24 protein-coding genes are annotated in these 24,348 nt (G+C 41.6%); 22 read left to right on the top strand and 2 right to left on the bottom strand.

Annotated features, from left to right (window positions below; translation table 11 throughout):
- Nucleotides 1–38 precede the first annotated feature (38 nt).
- The 5 genes from LS482_RS02435 to LS482_RS02455 all read left to right on the top strand — a co-directional run bounded on the left by LS482_RS02435 (nucleotide 39) and on the right by LS482_RS02455 (nucleotide 5,794).
- Nucleotides 39–1,466: a CCA tRNA nucleotidyltransferase gene (locus LS482_RS02435; RefSeq protein ID WP_233030163.1), complete on the top strand. Its 1,428-nt coding sequence runs from the start codon at nucleotides 39–41 to the stop codon at nucleotides 1,464–1,466.
- Between the two features lie 515 nt (nucleotides 1,467–1,981).
- Entirely contained in the window at nucleotides 1,982–3,019 is a 1,038-nt protein-coding gene (locus LS482_RS02440; protein WP_233030164.1) for a COX15/CtaA family protein, read from the top strand.
- A gap of 72 nt (nucleotides 3,020–3,091) precedes the next feature.
- On the top strand, nucleotides 3,092–3,604 hold the full coding sequence (locus LS482_RS02445; RefSeq protein ID WP_233030165.1) for an IS1096 element passenger TnpR family protein: 513 nt from the start codon (nucleotides 3,092–3,094) through the stop codon (nucleotides 3,602–3,604).
- Between the two features lie 980 nt (nucleotides 3,605–4,584).
- A complete protein-coding gene (locus LS482_RS02450) occupies nucleotides 4,585–4,722 on the top strand; it encodes a hypothetical protein (protein WP_233030166.1) in 138 nt (45 codons plus the stop codon).
- Nucleotides 4,723–4,735: 13 nt separating this feature from the next.
- The gene (locus tag LS482_RS02455; RefSeq protein ID WP_233030167.1) at nucleotides 4,736–5,794 is read left to right on the top strand and encodes a nucleoid-associated protein; all 1,059 of its coding nucleotides are present in this window, start codon (nucleotides 4,736–4,738) and stop codon (nucleotides 5,792–5,794) included.
- A gap of 633 nt (nucleotides 5,795–6,427) precedes the next feature.
- Here LS482_RS02455 and LS482_RS02460 read toward each other — a convergent pair.
- The gene (locus tag LS482_RS02460) at nucleotides 6,428–6,805 is read right to left on the bottom strand and encodes an endonuclease domain-containing protein (RefSeq protein ID WP_233030168.1); all 378 of its coding nucleotides are present in this window, start codon (nucleotides 6,803–6,805) and stop codon (nucleotides 6,428–6,430) included.
- 321 nt (nucleotides 6,806–7,126) lie between these two features.
- Nucleotides 7,127–8,200: a hypothetical protein gene (locus tag LS482_RS02465; RefSeq protein WP_233030169.1), complete on the bottom strand. Its 1,074-nt coding sequence runs from the start codon at nucleotides 8,198–8,200 to the stop codon at nucleotides 7,127–7,129.
- Between the two features lie 556 nt (nucleotides 8,201–8,756).
- Between LS482_RS02465 and LS482_RS02470 the strand changes: the two genes are divergently transcribed.
- The 17 genes from LS482_RS02470 to LS482_RS02550 all read left to right on the top strand — a co-directional run bounded on the left by LS482_RS02470 (nucleotide 8,757) and on the right by LS482_RS02550 (nucleotide 23,910).
- Nucleotides 8,757–9,650 carry an ABC transporter ATP-binding protein gene (locus tag LS482_RS02470; RefSeq protein WP_233030170.1) on the top strand — a complete coding sequence of 298 codons (894 nt, stop codon included), beginning with the start codon at nucleotides 8,757–8,759 and terminating at the stop codon, nucleotides 9,648–9,650.
- A gap of 440 nt (nucleotides 9,651–10,090) precedes the next feature.
- Nucleotides 10,091–10,921, top strand: coding sequence for an ABC transporter permease (locus LS482_RS02475; RefSeq protein WP_233030171.1), 831 nt, complete (start codon nucleotides 10,091–10,093; stop codon nucleotides 10,919–10,921).
- An 808-nt stretch (nucleotides 10,922–11,729) separates the two neighbouring features.
- Nucleotides 11,730–12,275, top strand: a complete 546-nt coding sequence (locus LS482_RS02480; RefSeq protein ID WP_233030172.1) for a hypothetical protein — start codon at nucleotides 11,730–11,732, stop codon at nucleotides 12,273–12,275.
- On the top strand, nucleotides 12,275–13,501 hold the full coding sequence (locus LS482_RS02485; RefSeq protein ID WP_233030173.1) for a DUF4407 domain-containing protein: 1,227 nt from the start codon (nucleotides 12,275–12,277) through the stop codon (nucleotides 13,499–13,501). The genes LS482_RS02480 and LS482_RS02485 overlap by 1 nt, the downstream gene beginning before the upstream one ends.
- An 11-nt stretch (nucleotides 13,502–13,512) precedes the next feature.
- Nucleotides 13,513–14,472: a DUF4407 domain-containing protein gene (locus LS482_RS02490; RefSeq protein ID WP_233030174.1), complete on the top strand. Its 960-nt coding sequence runs from the start codon at nucleotides 13,513–13,515 to the stop codon at nucleotides 14,470–14,472.
- On the top strand, nucleotides 14,465–16,093 hold the full coding sequence (locus tag LS482_RS02495; protein ID WP_233030175.1) for a hypothetical protein: 1,629 nt from the start codon (nucleotides 14,465–14,467) through the stop codon (nucleotides 16,091–16,093). The genes LS482_RS02490 and LS482_RS02495 overlap by 8 nt, the downstream gene beginning before the upstream one ends.
- Before the next feature lie 2 nt (nucleotides 16,094–16,095).
- The gene (locus tag LS482_RS02500) at nucleotides 16,096–16,596 is read left to right on the top strand and encodes a hypothetical protein (protein ID WP_233030176.1); all 501 of its coding nucleotides are present in this window, start codon (nucleotides 16,096–16,098) and stop codon (nucleotides 16,594–16,596) included.
- 3 nt (nucleotides 16,597–16,599) lie between these two features.
- On the top strand, nucleotides 16,600–16,899 hold the full coding sequence (locus LS482_RS02505) for a DUF6804 family protein (protein WP_233030177.1): 300 nt from the start codon (nucleotides 16,600–16,602) through the stop codon (nucleotides 16,897–16,899).
- Nucleotides 16,900–16,983: 84 nt separating this feature from the next.
- The gene (locus LS482_RS02510) at nucleotides 16,984–17,436 is read left to right on the top strand and encodes a hypothetical protein (RefSeq protein WP_233030178.1); all 453 of its coding nucleotides are present in this window, start codon (nucleotides 16,984–16,986) and stop codon (nucleotides 17,434–17,436) included.
- An 80-nt stretch (nucleotides 17,437–17,516) separates the two neighbouring features.
- The gene (locus LS482_RS02515) at nucleotides 17,517–17,951 is read left to right on the top strand and encodes a hypothetical protein (RefSeq protein ID WP_233030179.1); all 435 of its coding nucleotides are present in this window, start codon (nucleotides 17,517–17,519) and stop codon (nucleotides 17,949–17,951) included.
- Between the two features lie 427 nt (nucleotides 17,952–18,378).
- Nucleotides 18,379–18,648: a hypothetical protein gene (locus LS482_RS02520; protein WP_233030180.1), complete on the top strand. Its 270-nt coding sequence runs from the start codon at nucleotides 18,379–18,381 to the stop codon at nucleotides 18,646–18,648.
- Nucleotides 18,649–18,935: 287 nt separating this feature from the next.
- A complete protein-coding gene (locus LS482_RS02525; RefSeq protein ID WP_233030181.1) occupies nucleotides 18,936–19,457 on the top strand; it encodes a GNAT family N-acetyltransferase in 522 nt (173 codons plus the stop codon).
- Nucleotides 19,458–19,588: 131 nt separating this feature from the next.
- Complete coding sequence (locus LS482_RS02530; RefSeq protein ID WP_233030182.1) at nucleotides 19,589–21,622, top strand: GxGYxYP domain-containing protein; 2,034 nt, start codon at nucleotides 19,589–19,591, stop codon at nucleotides 21,620–21,622.
- A gap of 167 nt (nucleotides 21,623–21,789) precedes the next feature.
- A complete protein-coding gene (locus LS482_RS02535; RefSeq protein WP_233030183.1) occupies nucleotides 21,790–22,140 on the top strand; it encodes a DUF2200 domain-containing protein in 351 nt (116 codons plus the stop codon).
- 750 nt (nucleotides 22,141–22,890) lie between these two features.
- A complete protein-coding gene (locus LS482_RS02540) occupies nucleotides 22,891–23,082 on the top strand; it encodes a hypothetical protein (RefSeq protein ID WP_233030184.1) in 192 nt (63 codons plus the stop codon).
- 154 nt (nucleotides 23,083–23,236) lie between these two features.
- The gene (locus LS482_RS02545; RefSeq protein ID WP_233030185.1) at nucleotides 23,237–23,410 is read left to right on the top strand and encodes a hypothetical protein; all 174 of its coding nucleotides are present in this window, start codon (nucleotides 23,237–23,239) and stop codon (nucleotides 23,408–23,410) included.
- A 290-nt stretch (nucleotides 23,411–23,700) separates the two neighbouring features.
- Nucleotides 23,701–23,910, top strand: a complete 210-nt coding sequence (locus LS482_RS02550) for a hypothetical protein (protein ID WP_233030186.1) — start codon at nucleotides 23,701–23,703, stop codon at nucleotides 23,908–23,910.
- Nucleotides 23,911–24,348: the final 438 nt, after the last annotated feature.

A 24,348-nucleotide genomic window follows, 5' to 3' on the forward strand; every position in this document is an offset into this window, starting at 1 on the left:
TCCGTGGCAGAAAAAATAATAACAATTCACACATATCAGTGACTGTACAGAATTATAAAGAAGCATTAGAGCAGGAGATATTCAGCATCATTTCAGAAGCTGCCGGAGCGTTGAACGTAGACAGCTACGTCATAGGCGGATTTGTCCGTGACTACCTCCTGCAACGAAACATGCCGAAAGACATCGACATCGTGGCTGTAGGCAGCGGTATTGCCCTGGCTAAAAAAGTAGCAGAAAAACTACCCGAAAAACCGAAGGTACAGGTCTTTAAGAACTTCGGCACTGCCATGCTGCAGTGGAATGATCTCGAAGTGGAATTTGTCGGTGCCCGTAAGGAAAGTTACCGTTCTCACAGCCGGAAACCCATCGTGGAAGACGGTACGCTCGAAGACGACCAGAACCGGCGCGACTTTACCATCAATGCCCTCGCATTATCACTACACGAGGCAAATTTCGGCGACCTGCTCGATCCTTTCGGCGGAGTGGAAGACCTGAAACAAAAGCTTATCCGCACTCCGCTCGACCCGGACGTTACCTATTCCGACGACCCGTTGCGTATGCTCCGGGCCATACGATTTGCATCACAACTGAACTTTAAAATTGAACCCGCCTCCCTGGAAGCCATTTCCCGGAACAAGGAGCGGATAAAGATCATTTCCAAAGAACGGATCGTTGACGAGCTCAATAAAATACTCATGTGCGACAAGCCTTCCATAGGCTTTAGCCTGATGTACAAAACGGGGCTCTTACAAATTATCCTCCCCGAACTCACCCGGCTCCAGGGCATCGAGGAAAAGGAAGGACAACGCCATAAAGACAACTTCTGGCACACCCTCGAAGTGGTAGACAACATCTCGGAAAACACCGACGACCTCTGGTTGCGCTGGGCCGCCCTCCTGCACGACATCGGCAAAGCCCCCACCAAAAGGTTCGACAAAAAAATAGGCTGGACATTCCACGGACACGAATTCGTGGGAAGCAAAATGGTATTCAGGCTCTTTAAGAGGCTCCGTATGCCCCTCAACGACAAGATGAAATTCGTGCAAAAGATGGTATTGATGAGCTCCCGCCCCATTGTCCTCGCCCAGGATATCGTCACCGATTCTGCCGTGCGAAGGCTTATTTTCGATGCGGGCGACCACGTAGAAGACCTGATGACCCTCTGCGAAGCCGACATCACCACCAAAAACCCGAAAAAGTTCAAAAAATACCGGAACAACTTCAAGATCGTCAGGGAAAAGATCGTGGAAGTGGAAGAACGCGACCACGTTCGCAATTTCCAGCCCCCCATAAGCGGTGAGGACATTATGAAAACCTTTAACCTGAAACCCTCCAGGGAAATCGGCATCATCAAAGACGCCATAAAAGAAGCCATCCTCGAAGGAGAGATCCCCAACGAATATGAGGCCGCCCGGGAATTTATGTTGAAGAAGGGGAAAGAACTGGGATTGGAATGCAGGAAGTAAGTTACGGAGTTGATGAGTTTTGGAGTTCGGAGTTATTTGGTTATTGGGTTACTAAGTTATTAAGGACGAATATTATTTTTTGATTGAATGAAGATAGATAACTGAATAATTCAAAATAGAAAATAACGTTCTTATAACATAACAAACCTAAAAGGCTCCTCCCTCCCGATAGTTATCGGGATGACGAAGGCGCCGTACTGAGCCTTGCCGAAGTAGAGGTGGCACGACTTTAGTCGTGACGGAGGGTTAGAAAGCCCAAGCCATGGGAAAAATATAAATGTTCCGGGATATACCCAGGACATGGGCATGGTCAAACTCCCCGTCCCGCTTTGCGGGACACCCCTCTTCGTCTCAAGAGGGGAGCCTTTGGAGCGGGCTATACAAGAAAAAAGCAATCCAGGCTAAAAGTCCCGCAAGGGACAACAAAAAAAGATTAGTGTATCCGTGGCCAATGAAAAACAACTAACACCTCCAAAACTCACCAACTCCAGGACTACAACATAAAAAACATAAAAATGTTCAAGTGGCTTAAAAACAATTTCAGACCCATTACCAGGACAACGCTTGTTCTTATATACATGGTAATAATAGCCGGCGCCCTTGTCCGGATGACGGGGAGCGGCATGGGGTGTCCGGACTGGCCCAAGTGTTTCGGGTATTACATCCCTCCTACCGAGGAAGCACAGCTTTTATGGCATCCCGATAAAGCCTACGAAAAAGGACAGATCGTCATCCGCGAAGAAGCCCTTCTGGTTGCAAAGGCCGACTTCACCACATCCGACCAATTCTCTACCGATAACTGGGCACCCTATACCAAACACGACTACGCCGTATTCAATCCCTCCCATACCTGGACAGAATACATCAACCGTCTTTTCGGGGCGCTTGCAGGGTTGGCCACCTTGTTTATGGCTGTGGCCTCATTCGCCTTCCGGAAAAAGAACAAGACCGTTACCCTGCTTTCCTGGCTTGCCGTGTTCGGCATGGGCTTCCAGGCATGGCTCGGGGCTACCGTGGTTTATTCCGTGCTGGCACCTGTAAAGATCACCATTCACATGGTCATGGCGCTGGCCATTGTTGCACTCGTATTATACATTTTACATATCACAAGGAACAAGAAGACAGCCTACAAGGTCAGCACCCTGTTCACCAATCTCGTATGGCTGGCCCTTATCCTTACCGTGATACAGGTGGTCCTCGGCACGCAGGTCAGGCAGTTTGTTGACGACCAGGCCAAACTCCTCGGCGACACCGCACGAGCCGTATGGCTAAACAATCCGGACCTTACATTCTACATCCACCGCTCGTTTTCCATACTGGTATTGGTTGTCAATATATTTCTGTTGATCCTTAACCGTAAAAGGCAGCTGCATTATTCCCGTTTAAACTGGATCATGATCCTGATAGGCATTGAAATACTCAGCGGTATAGCCATGGCTTATTTCGATTTTCCGTTCGCCTCCCAGCCCATTCACCTTGTTATCGCATCGGTGCTGTTCGGGGTGCAGTTTTATCTGTTGCTCGATACCAGGCATGCCGCGAAATCTTTGTAACTTTACCCGCTGAAAAGGACCTGTCTTACGGCAGGAGTGTATGACAATACCAAATAACACAATAGCTTAACTATGATATACAAGTTCCGGATAATATTAGATGCCGAGGAAGATGTATTCAGGGATATAGAAATAGAAGCCGGCGACAGCCTGGAAGAATTCCACAATACCATTACCCAGGCCTTCGGGTTTGAAGGCTCCGAAATGGCTTCCTTCTACCTCAGCGACGACGAATGGAACCAGGGCGAAGAGATCTCCCTTTTCGATATGGGGGACGGGCAGGATGACGCCGTACGCTCTATGAGTGAAACCACACTCGAAGATGCCGTAAATGAAGAAAGCACCAAGCTTATCTACGTGTATGACTTTTTGACCATGTGGACCTTTTTCGTAGAGCTTGCCGACATCGCCGAAAAAGAGGACGGCCGGGCCTATCCCAACCTCCTGTTTGCCCACGGACAACTCCCCGAGTTCCCTCCCGAAAAGCAATTCGAAGCCGAAGAAGGCCCTTCCGACGACCTTAACGACCTCGGAATAGACATCGACGACTACGACAATTTCGATTTTGACGAGAACTGGAATTGAAAGTAGCCGTTCCGGAGTTTTGGAGTTTGGTATCTGAGGAGTTATTTAGTTATTGGGTTACTCAGTTATTGAGGATAGATGACGGAGACCGGGAATCTATGCTCTTTTTTAATGGACTGAAAAAGATGGCTGGATAATTCAAAGTACAGAACAACGTTCTTATAGCATAATGAATCAAAAAAGTAATGCTGATACTGGTAAAAGTTGAGGAGTTTGGGAGTTGGGAGTTGAGGAGTTAGTGGGTTACTTCGTTATTGAGGACAGATGACGGGAGATCGGGGACAGATGTGGTCTTTTGATTGATTAAAGATGAATAACTGAATAATTCCTAATAGGATACAACGTTCTTAAAACATAACAACCCAAAAAAGTAATACTGATATTGGTAAAAGTTGAGGAGTTTGGGAGTTGGGAGTTGAGGAGTTAGTGGGTTACTTCGTTATTGAGGACAGATGACGGGAGATCGGGGACAGATGTGGTCTTTTGATTGATTAAAGATGAATAACTGAATAATTCCTAATAGGATACAACGTTCTTAAAACATAACAACCCAAAAAAGTAATACTGATATTGGTAAAAGTTGAGGAGTTTGGGAGTTGGGAGTTGAGGAGTTAGCGGGTTACTTCGTTATTGAGGACAGATGACGGAGGACCGGGGACCGATGTGGTTTTTTGATTCACTGAAGATAAATACTGAATAATTCCAAATAGGATATAACGTTCTTAAAACATAACAACCAAAAAAGCTCCTCCCTTCAGACGAAGGGAGGTACCCGAGCGAAGCAACGGGGAGAGGGTTTGAAAGCCGATGCCACAGGGAAAGCATAAAAGTCAGGGAATAATCCTTAGACCTGGGTCGGGTCAAACTCCCCGTCCCGCATAGCGAGGCATCCCGCTTCAGATAAAGCGGGGAGCCTTTTAGGCAGCCCGGATAAGAAAAGGAAATTCCAAAGGAACAACCCAAAAAACATCAGTATATCCGTGGCAAAAAAGAAAAACAACCAAACCCAACCAACAACTAAAAAACAAGAACTAACACCAACAAATACTAAAAATAAACAACCACAAATACACCCACTCGAAAAACATCAGTGTATTCGTGGCCAAAAAACAGAATAAGATTTAAAACCATATGCTAAACCTTTATCCGTCACAAATAGAAAGCCTCTCTGTGCACCGTGTGGGCAACAAGAGCAGGAACGAAAACATTTTTTTATCACGCGAGCCTTATCTCCTCAACGACGAGATCACGGCCATCCTTAAAGAATACTTCCTGAAACCCTTCCGCGAAAAGGAAGAAAACTATTTCCGTTTTGCCAATGAGGTCGATGTGGAATTCCACCCGCTCTACGACATCATCGCAGAAACATTTACCAACCCGGCAAGCGCGCATGAGAACTCCAAAAAGATAGCAACCCATCTCTTCGACCAGTCCAGCCATCCGCATATCAAGAGCGGGGAAGTTTACGTGGCCTACTTCAGTGATATGGTCATGGACAACGAAAAGATCGATGCCATCGGGATATTCAAAAGCGAGTTAAAGCACGATTTCCTCCAGTTCCGGGAAAGCGAAACCAACCTGGACATCGTTATCCAGCAAGGGGTGAACATCAATAAACTGGACAAGGGCTGCCTCATCTTCAACATTCACAAAGATGAAGGCTACAAGATCCTCTCGGTAGACAGCAACCGCTACGACGCCAAATACTGGGTGGAAAACTTCCTCGGGGTGAGTGCCCTCACCGATGAGAACTTCTTCACCAAAAAATACCTGAAGTTCTGCCAGGACTTTGCCAAGGATGTTGTGCTCCCGGCAGAAGACAAAAAGCAGGAGGTGATGTTTATGAACCGTGCCGTAAACCACTTTGCCAAAAACGACGACTTCGAAGAAACCAACTTCCTCAACGAAGTGATGGACAACCCGGAACTCATCCCCGAGTTCAAGCACTACAAGGTGGAGAAAGGGCCCAAATATCATATCGAAGATGTCGCCAATTTTCCTATAGCCAACAAGGCCGTTTCCGAAGCGCGGAAAAAGATCAAGAATGTCATTAACCTGGACACGAACATCCAGATCAAGATGGATTTTGTAAACCCCGAGTCCGCCGAGAAGTTTGTGGAAAAAGGCTGGGACGAGGAAAAGCAGATGTATTATTACCTGGTGTATTTTAACAAGGAAGAAAAAAGTTAAGGCTTTTAAGAGATTAGATTTGAGATATTAGGTTTTAGAAAGGAGGATTGTAGTGTGGTGAGTTTTTACAACCCTGTCCTATATCCTGTATTCCAAATTGCTTTGGATATTTTGAAATTTCTCTTGTTGAAGTAAATCAATTTTTTTTATAGCATAAGGGCTTAAAGGCACCCCGCTTCAGACGAAGAGGGGTATCTTGCTATGCAAGACGGGGAGTTTGACCCAGCCCAGGTCTTGGGGTTATTCCCTGACTTTTGTGTTTTTCCTGTGGTCTGGGCCTTCAAACCCTCCGACCAGACTGAAGTCTGGTCACCTCCCTTCGTCTGAAGGGAGGAGTTCTTTTCATCCCTTTATATGAAGAAAGAGTGGTCCTCTTATATTTCTTGTCACTTATGACTACGGAGGAGGGATTTAGTTCTCGGGATGGCGCTCTCTTTACTGCTTGTATTCTTTCAGGCTCCCCGCTTCAGACGAAGCGGGGTGTCCCGCTTTGCGGGACGGGGAGTTTGACCCGGCCCAAATCTTGGGATAATCCCTAAACTTTTGTGTTTATCCTATGACTTGGGCTTTCAAACCCTCCGACCGGACTGATGTCCGGCCACCTCCCTTCGTCTGAAGGGAGGAGCTCTTTTTCTACTTTTTTGTGCTGCCTTTTAAATGTTCCTTGATCTCTTGCAAAACAGAAGGTAGGTATTCAAATACCATTTTGTTTTCAATACGAAGCACAATATATCCGAGTTTGTTTAATTGTTCCGTTCTTTTTTCATCATATTCTTCGGTCTGGGAATTGTCATGTACTTCCCCGTCCAATTCAATGATTAACCGGACCTCGGCACAATAAAAATCTACGATATAATTTTCAATACTGTGCTGCCGGGTAAAGCGTTTTCCTTCCAGTTTTCTCGCTTTTAAATGTTTCCATAGATATGCTTCTGCCGGAGTCATGTTTTTACGCAAATCATCCCGGTATGCTTTGAGAGTTTGTAAATTATGTATTTGCGTTTTTTTCATGCGTATTCTTTTTACATGAGACTAACCAAAAGCTCCCCGCTTCAGACGAAGCGGGGGGTCCCGCCTTGCGGGACGGGGAGTTTGACATAGCCCAGGTCTTAGGATTATTCCCTGACTTTTGTGTTTTCCCCATGGCCGGCCCCCTCAAACCCTCCGACCGGACTGATGTCCGGCCACCTCCCTTCGTCTGAAGGGAGGAGCCCCTTATCATCCCTTAAATATTAGGAACGAACATAAGCGCGTTGCATTCATCAATATGCAAAGAATCTTAAAAATAACGAATCACAAGTTATCTCGTATCTCAAATCTAAGTTCTAACATCTAAAACCCGTTAAACAACCGCTTGGTACTGATTCCCTCATAGTTCCGCTTCACAAAATCGAGGGCGGCTTCGAGGACCTCACCCATGTTTTGGGCTTTTTTAAACGCTACGTCCTGTACAAACTGTAAGATCTCCATTTTTAACCGTTCCACGTTTTCCGATACGGAGATCGTATCGTCTTTGGCGCAATCCAGCAGTTCTTCCATACGTTCGTGATAACTGATCAACCGTTTGGCCACGATGGAACGCTCCTCTACCTTGTACTGGTCTACCGAACTTTTCTGCAATTTATCGCGCACCAGGTTAACCATAGTGTTGTTCTCCTTAAAAAACTGCGGACGGTATACCTTGAACTTCCCTTCATAACACTGCTGGTCGAAATCTATGGCACGTATCTTATAGACTACATGATCAAAATCGTGCGTAGGCACAATAACGTAGTTATACGACCGCATATCGCCCAGCAGCCGTATCATACAACGTTCGTTGAACTTGACGAACTCCTTGGCGATCTGTGATTTTTCCATTTCGGAACAGATCGGTAATAATTCCTTGATAAACACATCACCGGGGATACCCGCTATGTGTTCTTCGATCAAAGTATCTTTATAGACCAGAAAGTTCAGGTTGTAGGGCGAGAGCATGTGCTCCAGTTCCAATCCGTAAATACGGGAGGCATCGGCCGTTTTTATATAAAAATAGGTATAGTTGTCGTTGAGCACGTTACGTATCTTCACGCGGAAGGGTTTGGAATTGCCAAACGTACAATAGTCAATGGCATCCACATTGAGGAACTGCAAAATATGATCGCTCCCGTCCGAATGCAGTATGGAATAGACCCTTTTAAGGCTCAGGTCGATCTCCTGGCGGTCAAAGTCGTTGTAAAAGACCCGTATCCAGAGCGTATCCTCGTCATTGCGGTCATACACCACTACAGAGCCCGAAAACCGTAACAGGTCGTCATAAAAAATAGGGAACTTGATCGTCCGGTTATACGCTTTCAGGTAATCGTGCAGCTTCTCCGTCACCGGAAAGGCGGGCTTCTTCTTCGACATCAGCTTTTCTTCTTCCATCTTCTGTGCAATAAAAACGGTTTATATTTCAAACTTACGCATTTTTTGGGAGGGGTTTTTAGTTTTGGAGTTGGGGAGTTTTGGAGTTTTTAGTGTTTTGCCACGGATACACGGATGTTTTTGGGGGTTGTTCCTTCAGAACTTCCCTTTGGTGTGTGGGTTGTTTTAAAGGTTCTCCGTTTCAGACGAAGCGGGGTGTCCCGCTTTGCGGGACAGGGAGTTTGACCCGGCCAGGTCTTGGGACTATTCCCTTACCTTTGTGTTTTTCCCATGGCCTGGGCTTTCAAACCCTCCGACCAGACTAAAGTCTGCCCACCTCCCTTCGTCTGAAGGGAGGAGCCTTTTGGGAGCTTACTCACATCAGAAAAAAGTACTCCAAATCAAAGTCCCACAAGGGACACTAAAAAACATTCGTGTATTCGTGGCAAAAAAACTTGCGTTACCCCCCGCTATATCCAAAGAACATCAAAAAAAATAATTCACGAATTTGTCATCATTCCGTAACAAAATCGTATTTTTTTCGTCAGGTTATGTAGAATAGTCAAAAACAAATACTTTGGAAACCATTTTAAGCATCCGGAACCTCACCAAGAAGTTCGGCTACCTCACAGCGGTTAAAGACCTTTCCTTTTCTATCGAGAAAGGGAACGTATACGGCATCCTGGGGCCCAACGGCAGTGGAAAGTCCACCACGCTGGGCATTGTGCTCAATGTAGTGAACAAGACCGCGGGCAGTTTTCAGTGGTTCGACGGGCAGGTATCTACCCACGACGCATTGAAAAAAGTGGGCGCCATTATTGAGCGGCCCAATTTCTACCCGTATATGTCCGCCGAAAAAAACCTCAACCTCGTCTGCAAGATCAAGGACGTACCCCGCGAAAAGATCCGCGAAAAACTGGAAGTGGTGGGCCTGTACGACCGTAAGGACAGCAAGTTCAGCACCTATTCCCTCGGGATGAAACAGCGGCTGGCCATTGCCTCTGCCCTGCTCAACGACCCCGAAATACTGATCCTCGACGAACCCACCAACGGGCTCGACCCCCAGGGCATCCACCAGATCAGGGAAATCATTAAAAAGATCGCTGCCAGCGGAACCACCATCCTCCTCGCCTCGCACCTGCTGGACGAAGTGGAGAAAGTATGCACCCACGTAGTGGTGCTCCGCAAAGGTGAAAAGCTCTATTCCGGACGGGTAGACCAGATGATCGCCAGCCACGGTTTCTTCGAACTCCGCTGCAAGGAGCGCAACAAAGCCCTGTCCCTGCTCCGGGAAAACCGGGCCTTTAAAGACATCAAGGAAGAGAACAGTACCATCACCGCCTTCCTCAGCGAACCCATGGAAGCGGAAACCTTTAACAAGCTGATGTTCGACAACGGCATTATCCTCTCGCACCTTGTTAAGCGGAAGGAAAGCCTGGAAGAGCAGTTTTTGGCGCTTACGAAGGATTAATGAAGTTAATGCGTTGGTTAGTTGGGGAGTTTTGGAGTTATTTGGCTATTGAGTTATGAAATTATTGGGAAAATTATAAACAACAAAAAACTCCCCACTCACAAAGCGGCCCACCCTTCTTCATCTCAAGAGGGGAGTCCGATTAAAGTGTAACTAAAAAACATAAAAAGAAAAAAACGGAGAGTTTGACCCACCCCAGGTCTTGGGATTATTTCCTGACTTTTGTGTTTTCCCTATGGCCCGGGCTTTCAAACCCTCCGATCCCGATCAAAGATCGGGACCACCTCCCTTCGTCTGAAGGGAGGAGCCTTTTGGGAATGCCCATATAAAAAAATAAACCAAAGTCCCGTGAGGGACAAAATAAAAAACATTCGTGTATCCGTGGAAAAACACTAACAACTAAAAAACTAAGAACTAAAAGACTAAAAAACTATAAAAATATGCTTCGCTTATTACAGATAGAATCCATAAAACTGTGGAACAACCGGGCCAGTAAGTTCCTTATCGTGTCCTATTTTGTGCTGTTGACTTCCATAGCACTTATTGCCGCCATAAAATTTGACATCGGTCCCATAGAATTCCACCTGGCCGATCAGGGAATCTTTAATTTTCCCTATATCTGGCACTTCAACACCTATATGGCAGCCTGGTTAAAACTGTTCCTGGCCATTGTTATCGTGTCTATGACCGCCAACGAGTACAGCAACAAGACCATTAAGCAAAACCTGATCGACGGATTGAGCAAATGGGAGTTTATCTATTCCAAATTCCTCACCGTGCTCAGCTTTGCCGCCATATCTACGGTGTTTGTCTTTGTAGTATCCATGATCCTGGGGCTTATTTATTCCGATTTTAACGAAGTCTCCATCATATTTTCCGATCTCGAATACCTCCTGGCCTATTTTATAAAGCTTATGGGCTTTTTTGCCTTCTGCCTCTTCCTGGGTATCCTTGTAAAACGCTCCGCCTTTGCGCTGGGGTTCCTGATCCTCTGGCAAATCCTCGAAGGACTGTTCTACCTGCTTATCAGCTGGCAGTCCGACAATAGAACCGCCACTGCCATAGCCCAGTTTTTTCCGCTCGATGCCATGGGCAACCTTATCAAAGAACCCTGGACGCGGCTTTCGGCCGTACGGACAGCCGCCAGCCAGATGGGCGAGGAAATATCCAAAGATTATGGCGTACACTGGTATACCGTAGGCATTGTACTGGTGTGGACCGCCCTGTTTATCTACTGGTCTTACGCCCTCCTTAAAAAGCGCGACCTGTAAAAAACGAACAGCCCCCGCAATAACACCTACAAAAGACATAATGCAGGGTATCCCCTGCATTGTGCCTTTGTTTTCCATGTCCCCTCCCATAAAAACAGTGCTTTAGCATGACAGAACAGGTAATTAACAGATAGCAATACCCCCATACATTTTGTCAGCAGGCCCATACAAGGCCCTAACAGGCCTGTACACTACAAAAATAAGCCGGCCCCGGTGCAAAGTAGATACACCCCGCAGCAAAGCGGCCCCACCTTGTTAAATAGTAAGGATATCCCGTATAAAAGCAGGTACACTCCATTAAAAGGCTGTTGGCCTCCGGTATAAAGTACTCCTGTCCCGCTATAAAGCAGGGCTGCCCCGTAGTGCGGGAAAGGGGTGGTTTTTATAAAGTACGGAAAAACAGGGAAATGGCTGTCTCCGGGCAGGGGTGATTTGTCGGGTTATGAGTTGAAATAGGGTGTGATTGGACATTTTTTTAGGGAAAATGTGGTGGGTTACGGGAAGCCGTAAGAAATTTTAATAGGTTTTCTGTAATATTAGCAAATCATACAGTTTATACTAAATTATGAATATACTTGGGACTTTCATAAATCTCAAGTGTATTAAATAAATAGCAACTGATCAAAAATTGATATATTGTAAAAAGGTATAATTTCATTTTCACCCCAATTATATTGTCTTACTGACTTCTCCCAAGAACACGAAAATGTGTGCTTATCTATGTTTAAAATGAACTAGTACTGAAAACCGTAAACCAGAAATTAAATCCAAAAGTATTTTTGGGCGTCAAACCAACCATGCTTACCAAATGACTAAAAAGTTCAAAATAAACTTTAAGAATAAAATCAGTATGATAATATTGCATGGACAATGTTTTCTTCTGTTTTTCAAAAACTTACTATTTATAAAAAAATTAAATCTAAAAAGTGTATCACTTTCCGATAATATTGTAATTCAAAATAACCAAACAGAATTACTCTGGAAAGTAAATGGTTGTTATAAAATAAAGGTTCATGATCTCGGTATTTTCCCGGGAAATTCATGCGGCATAAGGTTTATTTTTCTTCCTAACTATAATCCAATCGAAATAACATTTTTTGGAATAGATAAAAAATTAAAAAAGACCTTAGTAATTGAAAGCACCAGAATAGATTTGATCAACAAATTTGTCACTTCCTCTAAAATCCCAATCACTTCAACCATTCCATATTTCAAACAAAGAATCGAGAACTACTTTAGAACTTCTAATCACTATATAAGATCAATAAATATCGAGATCAAATCACAAAATCTACTTGTGGAATTTGAAACCTTTGAAATGAAAAACTATACAACCAAAAACACAACAACATAATGGAAAGAGATTTTTACAAAACCCCAAAATCTTCTAAGCTGATACGTCTTTTTTGGAAAGCTGCGGGTGCAGACAGGTACATATTGGAACGAGCCACTTACTCAGACCAGGTAAAGTACATGTGTTTAGGCGGAATAATAATTGCTACCGGACTAATGGCAGGTTTAGCAGGAGGCTATGCATTTTACACAATTTTTGAGCCGAGAGGATCAGCTATAGACTCTAATTTTAGTTGGGCAACTTCAGCTTTATCCATAGTATTTGGATGCTTTTGGGGATTAATGATTTTCAATCTCGACCGATTCATAGTTTCAAGCACAGGTAAAGGAGACGGAACAGAAGTAATTACCTGGGACGAGTTTAAAGGTGCTATCCCACGATTGATTTTAGGTGCCATAATAGCATTGACAATTTCAAAACCTGTTGAAATAAGAATGTTTAAATCTGAAATTGATGCTGCTCTCCATGAAGAACAATTGAAAACAAGAAAAGAGTATGAAAAAAGAACAAGGATAAACTATGAAGATCGTCTGGCTTTGATTGATAATGAATTGGAAAAAATTGAAGTCAAAAGAAATGATCTCGTTCAAAGAATAAAAAAAGCAGAAAAAGAGCATACCGATCAATTACAGGGAAGAGCCGGGGCTCCTGCGGGTGATGGCAAGTTAGCTCAAGCTCTTGAAAGAATAAAGAATAATTTAATTCTTCAACTTGATGAGTTTGATGAAACCAATAAGGAACGAGTAACAGAATTGACCAGTAATAAAAGAAAGTTAATTCTAGAGATGGATAAAGAGTTAGCTAAAAACGAACAAGTAGCATCGGGACTTGATGGTTTATTAGAAAGAATAAAACTAGCACATGAAATAGCAGGATTTTGGATATCTCTATTTATTACCCTGCTTTTTATGGCCATTGAAATGACACCTATATTTTTCAAACTAATGCTTATAAAATCTCCTTATGACTTCTTAAAAGAAAATGTAGATGAACTAATGAAGGCCGAACAAGGTATTCTCATTGAATATAATTATCATAAAGACAAACAGGGGCAGGAACGGGATCTAGTAAGACACATTCACAAAGAAAAATTATTAGTTGAAAAGAAATCACTGCAACAAGTACAAGAAGAATTAACAAAATATGCTATTTCAAAATATGAAGAAGAAATGAAGAAGAAAATAGATGCCAACCCTACAGCATTTGTCAAAGTTCAGGAAAACTAAGCTATCGAAAAATGAATCTTAAAAAATTTCTCTGGAAACTTTCGGGAGATGATTTCAATATTATCCTCCAGTGCAATGAAACGACTAAATATCGTTTTTTGGCAATCGGAGGATTGGTAGCCGTAATCTTTGCCTTATGCTTTGTTAGTTGCTACTTTTCATTTACAATGTTATTTCAAAATTATTTTATTGGAATTCCCATAGGGATATTTTTTGCCTGGATGGTCACCAATATTTACCTTTTATTACTTTATACATTATCTAAAAATCCATTTCCTCATAAGACAAATAAATCCGCCAGGTTTATTTCCGTAGCTATCCGATTAGCATTCATCAGCTTTATTGCAATAGTAATTTCAAAGCCAATTGAGAACCTGGTGTTTACAAAATATTTAGATGAAGAAATCAAAGCATATAAACACGAAAAATTAGACCTGTATAAAAAATCAACAGAAAAATATTTTGATGAGGAAATTAATGTTATCACAGATATCATTAGTAGGCAAAAAACTCTTAATAATATAATCGATGAAAAACAATTGAACAAGTATCAAAATTTGATTCAATTAAAAGAGAAACGAAAAAGCGAGTTGATTAAATCAATGGAGAAATTGGTTAATAAATCCAATTACTATATCGAAGGAATTAAAATCCTAAATTATAAATATCCCTTCTGTTGGGGCATTACACTAATTATTGTATTAACATTTTTATTTCCTGCATATCTTAAAATCTTTCTTGACGAAAATACTATTTACTATAAGACCAAACATTATATTGAGAACAGACTGATTAAAGAAGAATACACTTCATTCAAAACAAAATACAATCAGTTGTTCCTAACACGTTTCAACCAAGACATTCACTTCACAGAGCTATATATTGACCCTCCTTTTAATACTATCAAGAAAAGAGACAAAAAAACCATTTTAAAAGAGGATGATTTAATTGAAAGCCTATATAATGCCTGAATACATAACCATACAAGAACATGTTGAAAGAAGGACCTATATTAAAGGGGAGTTTCACGGGAAGTTTATTGGCTATTTAGATCCTAAAAAATCAGATCTAATTCACGAAAATTTTTATGACCTCGAAGTTATAAGTGGTAAAATAAAAACAATTAGAGATGAAAACCACATAAGACACTGGGAAACAGGGGAGTCGGAAGAATTTCAGTCAATAGAAACTTTCCTCACCAACCTTCCGGAGTCCTTACCCTTAGAAGTATATCACAAAAATGGAAGTCTAAAAACCTATCAAATAAATTTAAATGAGGCTAAACTAAATCATTTCACCCTTTCTAATCAGGTTTATGAACATAACAAGATATTCGGAGATATTACAGGTGATATCTCGGGATATATCAAGCATTATGATGTTCAGGACAAACAAGTTGAGGTAAAAGATTCTGCAGCAGGCAAAGTTCATGTTTCTACTGAAAAGATCAAAACAAAAAAACAAACAGGAAAATCCGAAACAAGAGGTAATTATAAACGTTGGCAATACTACTATTTTGACGGTACTACCTATTGGGGAAATTGGATAAAACAACATACCGAATCTACTTATTCACTTTGGGAAGTTTTAGCTATTCTTTTACAAGGCACTCTTTTAATAGCTTTTATAGCCCCCATCATCATCATAGGTTGGAAACTTATTATTCCAATTATGATCATAGGGGGAATTTTCTATTTACTATCTACTCTACAAACAGTTATCGTCAAGGTATTTGGGTGGTTATTCAAATTTCTTGGTATTGCTTTTCTATTATTCCTGGGTTTTGGAATATTATCTTTATTCACAAATTCTATTCAAACAACTAAAAGGACCAATTATTCCGATAGTTCAGAAAAAGAAGTACAGGAGATAGTCCCAAGTCCCATAATAAGAGATAGCATAGTATCTCATCACAGAATTTGGGAAGACTACAACAACAAAGAATATTCAGGAAACATTGAGGTAAGGGTTTCCGATTTCACAAATGCAGCAAACTTCAGGAATACTATTTCAACTCCTTTGCAAAGCGTGGAGCAATATAATCAGATTGTCTCCCAAATTGTTGAATTTGACAATAACAAATTAGATTTACTGTACTTAATGTTAGACAGTCTAAAGGTTCAAAACAATTTAGGTGAAATTAAATTTGCCGAAGTTATTGTTTCTTTAATTCAAGACATTCCTTATACCTTAATTTTGGATAATGCTTGTGATGCAAAAAGGTACAATGACAATTTTATCGAAAACTATTTACAAAATGGAGGGAAATGTGAAGGTTATATTAAGTTTGGAATACTTTCTCCAACCGAATTTATGGCCAGTTTAACAGGTGACTGTGATACAAGGACCCTTCTGCTGTTTTCGGTTTTAAACCATTATCGTTATGATGTGGTTATGTTAAGCAGCGAACTTTACAAACATTCAGTAATAGGAATAAATTTACCTTATAATGGAACTTCAAAAATAATTAACGGGAAACGATATGTAATTTGGGAAACTACTGAAAAAGGACTACCTCCAGGAGTGATTTCCCGTAAAATTTCCGATATGCGATTTTGGAATGTATCATTGATTTCGAATAATAAGATATAAATATGACAAACATCATCATTTTAATTTCAATTTTAGTAAGCGGAGGGCTTACTGTATTTATCTTGAATGCCATTGTTAACTACAAGATAAAGAATAAAATTTCAGAAAATGAAAAACCGCTGACCATTGTTGTTTTAAAAACCTTCATGTTTTTAATTTCCGGACTTTTATTAAGTGAATTAATTACATCTTTCCAGACCCTTACTAAAATCCTGCCCAACAGTTATTCTGGCTATACTCTGCTTCTCAGAGAAGCTTCATTTTTTTGTATTTTTCTCGGAATTTTAATCCTTATTCTTTTTGCTATTCTCTGGTTTGCTGCATTTATGTTTAGCTTGCTAAACAAAGGAGATCATATTTTTATGGAAACAGCCAATAACAATCTGAATGCCGTTATTCTTTTTTGTGGGATTTTATTAGCATTAACAATTGCTATTAAAACAGGAATAACCCCAATCTTAGACCAGTTTATTCCTTATCCAACTATGCCAATCTATCGTTAATCTATGAGAAATATTATCAAAATCGTACTGGCTATTTTATTCTTTATCTGCCTAGCTGACATGCCTTATGGTTACTATCAACTTGTGAGATTTGTTGCTTTTATAGGCTTTTCAATACTGACCTATCAAGATTATCAACAAGGAAAACAAACGGAAATGTTTATTTATGGAGTTTTGGCACTACTTTTTCAACCATTTTTAAAAATTGCTTTAGGTAGAGAACTTTGGAATATAGTTGACGTAATTGTTGGAATAGGTCTAATAATTTCAATATGGAAACAACCAAAAAAATCTAACACCTAACTGCCTCCAGTAATTATCAATTTCCAATTAAACAATTTTCCCAAAACCACGGCAAAAAAGTTCCTCCGCCTCAATATGAGAAAAATGAAATACATTATAATTTTAGCTATAGTAATAATCACTTTTTCTTCTTGTAACGAAAATGAAATATCAGGTTTAAATAATCAGATTTCGAAATTAAAAAATCAAAATGCTGAATTGAGAGATTCGATTTCGAAACTTGAACTAAAAAATATTTATGCTTATCATATTCTAGGAATTACTAAACAAAAAAGTTTAAAGGTCAATAAAGAAACAACAATTGATTTTGTTTTCGGATACAGAGATTACATAAAGGAATACGATGTATATCTTTTAACAGGTAAAAAAGAGAATGATCGAGAACTGATTTTGAAAGGCCAAAAAATAAGTGAATTTAAATACACGTATACTCCTAAAAATAAAAATGATAATAGAATTAAACTTATAGCTGTATTTGATTTAGATAGTATAAATATTGAAATTCCTGCAGATGTAACAATTAATGTAACTGATTAAAACACTTAGGGTAACTCCTCGTTGATGCAAGTATCCCGCAGTCCAAAACTCACAGTATTCAATAGCTGATCTGATATCTTATGGCAACAACAAATAAATATATAAGAATTCGCTTTTTTAATAACTTTAAAGGAGAAGACAGCATACTAATTACTGCCGATATCAAAGGACTACTTGAACTTGAAAATGCTTTTACCAAACTGGCAAATGGACACAGCAAATATGAATTTACCCAACTCAAGCTTTTAGACCCTCAGTTCAAACTCAATATAACAGCAATAAGTGATAATAAAGATTTAGGACTTATGGCAATCTCATCAGGCAAATACGAATGGAGGCTAACAAGTAAAAAGTGGAACGAATTCAAAGAAAAGCTGATCAGTATGTATAGACTTGGTAACGGAGGACACCATTACTTAGATAATGATAGTACATTCAACAACGACCTGCAAGTAATTTTTTCCTGGAACGAAGATCAATACGACCTTGATTTTTGGAACAAACTCAAAAAATGAAATTGTTTTAATTATAACCAGCAGCAAGAACAATATTTATAGTATTGAAATTCTGATTGCCGCCAGTTTCCAACTGGCCGGCATCCCAAACCAACCCAAAAATACAACACCACTAAACAACACCTAAAACCACAACAAAAAAGCCTAACCAAGCTGGCGCGAGCGTCCCGCTCGTGCTAACCCAAACCAAAGCAAAAAAACAATACCAACCACAACACCCCAAAAACCCCACAAAAAACACCCCCTCCCCTTCCAAAACCCTCAAAAATTCAGTATCTTTACAATTCCTTAAATCCCAAGATTATGAATTCGAAAAACAATTTTGCCCGTATGGCATGGTGGCGGTATTGGAAACAACTGCAACGCTCTTGGGAGCGTAGGACACCTAAACTATACGGGTTCAATATTTCCTTAAATCCCAAGAATTATGAAACCTTTAGATTTCGAAGCGTACAAAGACACGCTCAAAACCAACCCCAACGGCGAAAACTACGTAGAACTGCTGGTAGACAGCTATGAAACCCTGGCCCTGCTGCGCTATTACATAGCCCATGCCATTCAGCTTATCGCCGAAGTCCATGAACATCACAAACAGGACGATGAAATGGCCTACTCGCTCTATTACCTGACGCATATTCTAAAAAGCACCACACCATTAGGCGAGTGTTTCGGGATAGACAGGACGTTGGAGGCGTAAGGCTGTAAAGCCATTGTATTAATTTGGTAAAAGGCTCCGGAGATTCGGGGCCTTTTTAGGTGTTAGATTTGAGATATGATATTTTAGACATATATAGGATGGACATAAGATGGACAGAAAGACTCGCCATAACTCATCTATTAAACGATGCACCCGGTTGCCGCCAGTTTTCACTGGTGGCCCTCAAACCACCACAAAAACACCTCCTTTCCTGTTAAATGGTTAATTATGTATTTTTGTGTATAAATTTCAAGTCAAAATAAACACAAAGAAAACCGGGAACAGGAATGGAAAACATCGAGATCAGGAAAGCAACCCTTACCAATATTGAAGAATTACAAAAAATCGGCAAACAGACATTCGCTGAAACTTTTGCTTCGGGCAATAGTGAAGAAGACATGAAAGCATACCTGGACCAATCATTCTCTAAAGAAAAACTGCAAACAGAGTTATCCGACAAAAACTCCGAATTTTACTTTGCAGTACTGGACGATAATGTCATTGGGTATTTAAAGATCAATGTCGGACAATCACAGACCGAAGTAAAGGACGAAAAGGCCCTTGAAATTGAACGCATCTATGTTTTAAAGGAATTTCACGGAAAAAAGGTAGGGCAACTGCTTTATGAAAAAGCTATTGAAATTTCAAAGCAAAAAGACATTGACTATGTCTGGCTCGGCGTTTGGGAAGAAAACCCGAGAGCCATCCGGTTCTATGAGAAAAACGGTTTTGTGGAATTTGACAAGCATATCTTCAAATTAGGGGATGACGAACAGACGGACATTATGATGAAACTACAGATGAATTAAGCTCTGTCACTGCCAGTTCCCGAATGGCCGGCATCCCAAACCAAAAACACAACACCGGTAAATATTCATTATAAATCCTTATTTTTACAAAAAGCCTCATATCAAAACCCCATAACATTAAACCTCAACCTATGAAGCTACCCACCAAACCTTCCGTGAAAATGGCAGTTATACTGCCGCTCTTTCTGTTATTTGTCCTGCCTTCAACGGCCCAGGTAACATGGCCTTCCGGCCAACTCCTCCCCTCCTTTCCCGCATCGGCACAAACGCAGGATCTGATTATCCTCCGGGAAACATCGTCGCGCTGGCAGGGTGAAGGATCGGAGCTTAGTCACAATACCGGGCGATTGGAGAGTGACGGCTGGCTTTGCCAGACAGGGATCGATGACGCCAACCAGCACATGATCTACGGCCCGTACGATACAAGCCTGCCTCCCGGCCCCAACGTAGCCGAGTTCCGCATGAAAGTAGATAACAATACCGCCAACGACGACCCGATAGTGGATATCGACGTAAGAAATGCCACCAACGGGCAGATACTGGCTTCACAGACCCTTACCCGGACAATGTTTCCCGTAGCGGGAAACTACACAAACTTTACACTACCTTTTACCATTCCGGCAGATAACCAATCTATAGAATTGCGGGTCTACTGGCACGGCACCTCTTATACCAAGGTAGACTGGGTTGGCGTACAACAAAACAGTTCGTCGGCCGAAATGTACCTCTTTGCTTCGCTGAAAGGCATTGTAAACAAAAATCAGCCCCGCATCTTTTCTTATGAAGGCGATGCCTTTGCGGAAGGACAATACACCTGGCTGGAGTCCCTGGGCCTGGACTGGAATGAGCCTGCAGACAAATGGGACCTGATTACCAAATACAGCAATGAAATATCCGGTTTGATCGTTTACGATCCCGCACAAATACACACTGTAAACCTGGCGACCATGCTGGCAAAAGACCAGGGAGCACTCATTGCTTCCCCCTTATTGCTGTCGCGATTAACTTCCGCCCCGTATAACTTACCCGTGTTGCTCGATCTCCGGGGACAGTACAGCAGTAAATTACAGGTATACCAGGCCATGTTCGATACGTATTGGCCAAACCTGGATCAACGCCTGTTAATAGGGCTCAACCCCGACATACATAAAGCAGCATTACGTGAATACGCAACGGCACTGGGAGCAGCAGTAATATGGCTCGACCCCGAAGTAAGCGGGGAAAGCGAATTACTGAACAGTTTTCTCTCATCCATGCCCGACGGGGCCAACTACATGGGCTGGTGGCCGGAAGAAGGACCAGGAGTACAAAGGGCATCCACCTACGGTATCACCACTATTGCCAGTGACTGGGCTACCAATCTAACGGTACACAGCGGTATGCCCAGAACCATCAATGTAAAGCCTGCCCCGCCAAAACCTGCATTGCAGAACAAGCTCTATGTGGCCTTTATTATAAGCGATGGGGATAATTTACAATATGTAGAACACCTGATGCGTAAAATATGGGAAAATCCCGATCGGGGTTCCGTTCCCATAGGATGGACCTTGTCGCCCGCCATGCTGGATGCCATGCCGGGGGCGCTTAATTATTATTACGAGAGTGCCACCGACAATGACAATCTCATTTCCGGCCCTTCCGGATACGGCTACACCTATCCGAACAGCTGGCCCAGCCAGAATCTATTGAACAAGTTTGTTATCAAGACCGAAGACTATAACCAACGTGCCGGTTTCCGGGTGATTACGATCTGGAACACCATTACCGGGGGCATCGACCAGGATGTCGGGCAAACCTTTGCCTCCCTGGCCCCTTCCCTGCTCGGTTTAACGGCACAAAACACCGGGGGCGGACTCACCATCTACGACAACAACCTTCCGGGAATGGCACTGTCCTGTAACTATTGTACCAACGAGCAGGCCATGAAAGACCATATTGCCACTGCTGCTTCCGGCTGGGATGGTAACGAACCGCGCTTTATTATCATTCAGGCACAACCGTGGAATAATGTAACCCCTACAAGCTTTAAAAATGTAGCCGAATCCCTCAACGAAGACTATGAAGTAGTACGCCCCGATCATATTTTTCAGCTTATCCGCGAAGCAAACAGCCTCCCTGCAGGTAAAACGGGCAAGACACCCACACACAGGAATAAGCGATTGTGATGCACTGCTTTGATAATGATTTGAAATACCGATACCATAAATATATTTTTAAGTCCCTTAACCGGGACTTTTTTGCTGCTAAATTATAGATGTTAGTCCGGATAGTTAATCGTATATTAGATGTACTTTTTAATGTAACACATTGACTACCCGGAAATTCAACCATTATGCAAAACACCAGAATATTTAAAATGCCTTTTGCAAGTGTCTACCCGCATTATGTCCGAAAAGCGGAGAAAAAGGGACGTACAAAGGAAGAGGTAGATACCATTATTCGCTGGCTAACGGGATACAATCAGAAATCCCTGCAACAACAGATCGATAACAAAACCGATTTCAGGACCTTTTTTGAACAAGCTCCGGAAATCAATCCCAACGTTTCAAAAATTACCGGGGTCATATGCGGCTATCGTGTAGAAGAGATTGAAGATGAACTTATGCAAAAGATCCGGTATCTGGATAAACTGATCGACGAACTGGCCAGGGGGAAAACCATGGAAAAAATTTTAAGAACATAAAAATACCATATACAACAACTGAACACAGTAGTGGCCGGGGAGCATTTGCTTATATTAAAGTATATGTATAAACAAAATTCGTAAAAACCATTATGATACGAAGGATCTTTATAATTCTTCTCATCCTAATAAGTTTACAGACCTGTACACAACGTACTGTGCCTAAATCCCGAAGGGTACGACAAACAAAGTAACAAACTGCCCTTTCCACACCATTGCCCTGACACATTTGTTTAAAAGTACCACACTTCCAGGCCATTTTTTGACGCAGGCCCCGCTTTTCAGGCATAAAACCGTAAAGTAATGTACCGATCTGCTAAAAAACCGCCTGATGCAGGGCCTTTTTTTGATACCAGATTTGAGATAAGGCCATTATTGAATTAAAACCTGCACATTTACAGTAAAAACAAAATCGCAACAAAAAACACTATACTGCAAGGTTTATGCAGTGAATCGTGGTATATTTGATATACTTTTCAACATAAAGACTGATTCATTGCCACTTTCACACCTTTTAGAAGGCTCCGTTCCGATAGATGTGACCAAAAGATGAAATCAGGAAAAGCATGTGAACGGAGAGAAAGTTATACGTTACCACCAAAGAGATTATTTTTTAGATTTTATAAATTTTGCCGTGCATAACGTGACATTTTCCCGAGTCGGAAAATATCCTGTAGCTGAATCTTAAAACTTTAAAACGATACCGTGTTCCCAAATTTGCATGAATGTTTAACTTAATTATGACGGGTTATGAAAAAAACAGAATATTACGGAGTTCAGGAACTGAACGAAGTAGAACTACAGAACATTAACGGGGGAGTCTCCATTGGAGCGGCCTTAGAACTGATAAACGGAATTCTGGACATTGTCCTGAGTTTTATGAATGCAGCAATAGCCGCCGTAGAAGATTATGTGAACGACTTTCTCAATGGCCAGGGATAAACCGGTCAGCAGAAAGCCCCTGATTGGCGCGTCTTTAACAGGAGAAAACCTGATTGCTTTCGGAAAAAACAAAAAAGGTACAACAACCTTAAGCTGTGATATACTAAAGTGCTTAGTATAAATATTTCTTTGTATAACTTAAATCTTACTTATTATGAAAAATTTAGAGAATTATGGCGTTCAAAACCTGAATGCAAAAGAATTACGTGAAACCAACGGAGGATTGATAGGTGGCCTGGACGGGATCATCAATCTGGTAACAGGTATTGTAGGAACCGTAGTCAACCTCGTTACCGGCTTATTGGGAGGACTCCTGGGAGGTATATGAGTTAAACTACTCCGGACTGTAAGTCCAGAGGTTCAGGGAACCCATGAAATTACCGGATGATGAAGAAGATTGAATTATTTGATCAACATCTGATATCCCGGTAACTCGGTCCCCCGGTTAAAACCAGGTATATTGTTTTTTAATACAGTGAAACACTGTAATAAATTCAGGTTTTTAACCCTAAGCTGAGCCCATAGATCCCCCGAGCAAAAGTTTAATTCAACCATTTGACCATAATATTGCTTTGAATCTATAATTCATTTAATGTGTAACTTAAATCTTATTGTGTCATGAAAAGTTTAGAAAACTATGGCGTTCAGGAATTGAATGCCGGTGAATTACAAGCCATTAACGGAGGCGTAGACCTCGGCCAGGTTATTGGATTGGTAACGGGAGTTCTGGGTACAATTACCGGAGTAGTTGGCGGAATTGTTTCCGTAATCGGTAGTATAGTAGAACTCACTTTGGGTATTATTGGTGGAATAGGCGATCTGGGATAAAAACCCTGCCGACAAATTCCAACCTATATGGTACACATCAAAATTCTTCAACCCTTTCACGCATAACGTGCAAAAGATAAAAATATCATGAGCACTGTGAAGGAAGAATTATTGTATACGTAAAGTCAGTTAAGTTAAAAAAGGCAAAGCCCCGGTAATCATTTTAAAATTGCCGGGGTTTTGTTATGCCTTATATCGAAGAATTACGGAAATTGACCGCAGGAAAGGCTGAAATTGCCATGGGAACAATCAATTAGCCCGAACCCCTTTGCCGAAACACCTTTATACCTGGCCGGGCAAACGGAAAACCCACCCCGGAAACAGAAGAAGATTCTTATATGCCGGGAAGAAATGACAAGGAGTAATAAAACAAAATACACCGTATGGCACTCCGCGGCTAAATTAACTTTAAGTCAGCTCCCGCAGCAATACCATACA

The organism is Sinomicrobium kalidii (assembly GCF_021183825.1).
GTDB lineage: Bacteria > Bacteroidota > Bacteroidia > Flavobacteriales > Flavobacteriaceae > Sinomicrobium > Sinomicrobium kalidii.

Bases quoted from the DNA above. Each gene is read 5' to 3' on its own strand.
- LS482_RS02465 (WP_233030169.1), bottom strand. From the start codon at position 8,200: ATGGAAGAAGAAAAGCTGATGTCGAAGAAGAAGCCCGCCTTTCCGGTG.
- LS482_RS02475 (WP_233030171.1), top strand. From the start codon at position 10,091: ATGCTTCGCTTATTACAGATAGAATCCATAAAACTGTGGAACAACCGG.
- LS482_RS02480 (WP_233030172.1), top strand. From the start codon at position 11,730: ATGACTAAAAAGTTCAAAATAAACTTTAAGAATAAAATCAGTATGATA.
- LS482_RS02540 (WP_233030184.1), top strand. From the start codon at position 22,891: ATGAAAAAAACAGAATATTACGGAGTTCAGGAACTGAACGAAGTAGAA.
- LS482_RS02525 (WP_233030181.1), top strand. From the start codon at position 18,936: ATGGAAAACATCGAGATCAGGAAAGCAACCCTTACCAATATTGAAGAA.
- LS482_RS02505 (WP_233030177.1), top strand. From the start codon at position 16,600: ATGAGAAATATTATCAAAATCGTACTGGCTATTTTATTCTTTATCTGC.
- LS482_RS02460 (WP_233030168.1), bottom strand. From the start codon at position 6,805: ATGAAAAAAACGCAAATACATAATTTACAAACTCTCAAAGCATACCGG.
- LS482_RS02495 (WP_233030175.1), top strand. From the start codon at position 14,465: ATGCCTGAATACATAACCATACAAGAACATGTTGAAAGAAGGACCTAT.
- LS482_RS02550 (WP_233030186.1), top strand. From the start codon at position 23,701: ATGAAAAGTTTAGAAAACTATGGCGTTCAGGAATTGAATGCCGGTGAA.
- LS482_RS02545 (WP_233030185.1), top strand. From the start codon at position 23,237: ATGAAAAATTTAGAGAATTATGGCGTTCAAAACCTGAATGCAAAAGAA.
- LS482_RS02510 (WP_233030178.1), top strand. From the start codon at position 16,984: ATGAAATACATTATAATTTTAGCTATAGTAATAATCACTTTTTCTTCT.
- LS482_RS02490 (WP_233030174.1), top strand. From the start codon at position 13,513: ATGAATCTTAAAAAATTTCTCTGGAAACTTTCGGGAGATGATTTCAAT.
- LS482_RS02530 (WP_233030182.1), top strand. From the start codon at position 19,589: ATGAAGCTACCCACCAAACCTTCCGTGAAAATGGCAGTTATACTGCCG.
- LS482_RS02515 (WP_233030179.1), top strand. From the start codon at position 17,517: ATGGCAACAACAAATAAATATATAAGAATTCGCTTTTTTAATAACTTT.
- LS482_RS02520 (WP_233030180.1), top strand. From the start codon at position 18,379: ATGAAACCTTTAGATTTCGAAGCGTACAAAGACACGCTCAAAACCAAC.
- LS482_RS02455 (WP_233030167.1), top strand. From the start codon at position 4,736: ATGCTAAACCTTTATCCGTCACAAATAGAAAGCCTCTCTGTGCACCGT.
- LS482_RS02445 (WP_233030165.1), top strand. From the start codon at position 3,092: ATGATATACAAGTTCCGGATAATATTAGATGCCGAGGAAGATGTATTC.
- LS482_RS02500 (WP_233030176.1), top strand. From the start codon at position 16,096: ATGACAAACATCATCATTTTAATTTCAATTTTAGTAAGCGGAGGGCTT.
- LS482_RS02535 (WP_233030183.1), top strand. From the start codon at position 21,790: ATGCAAAACACCAGAATATTTAAAATGCCTTTTGCAAGTGTCTACCCG.
- LS482_RS02440 (WP_233030164.1), top strand. From the start codon at position 1,982: ATGTTCAAGTGGCTTAAAAACAATTTCAGACCCATTACCAGGACAACG.
- LS482_RS02485 (WP_233030173.1), top strand. From the start codon at position 12,275: ATGGAAAGAGATTTTTACAAAACCCCAAAATCTTCTAAGCTGATACGT.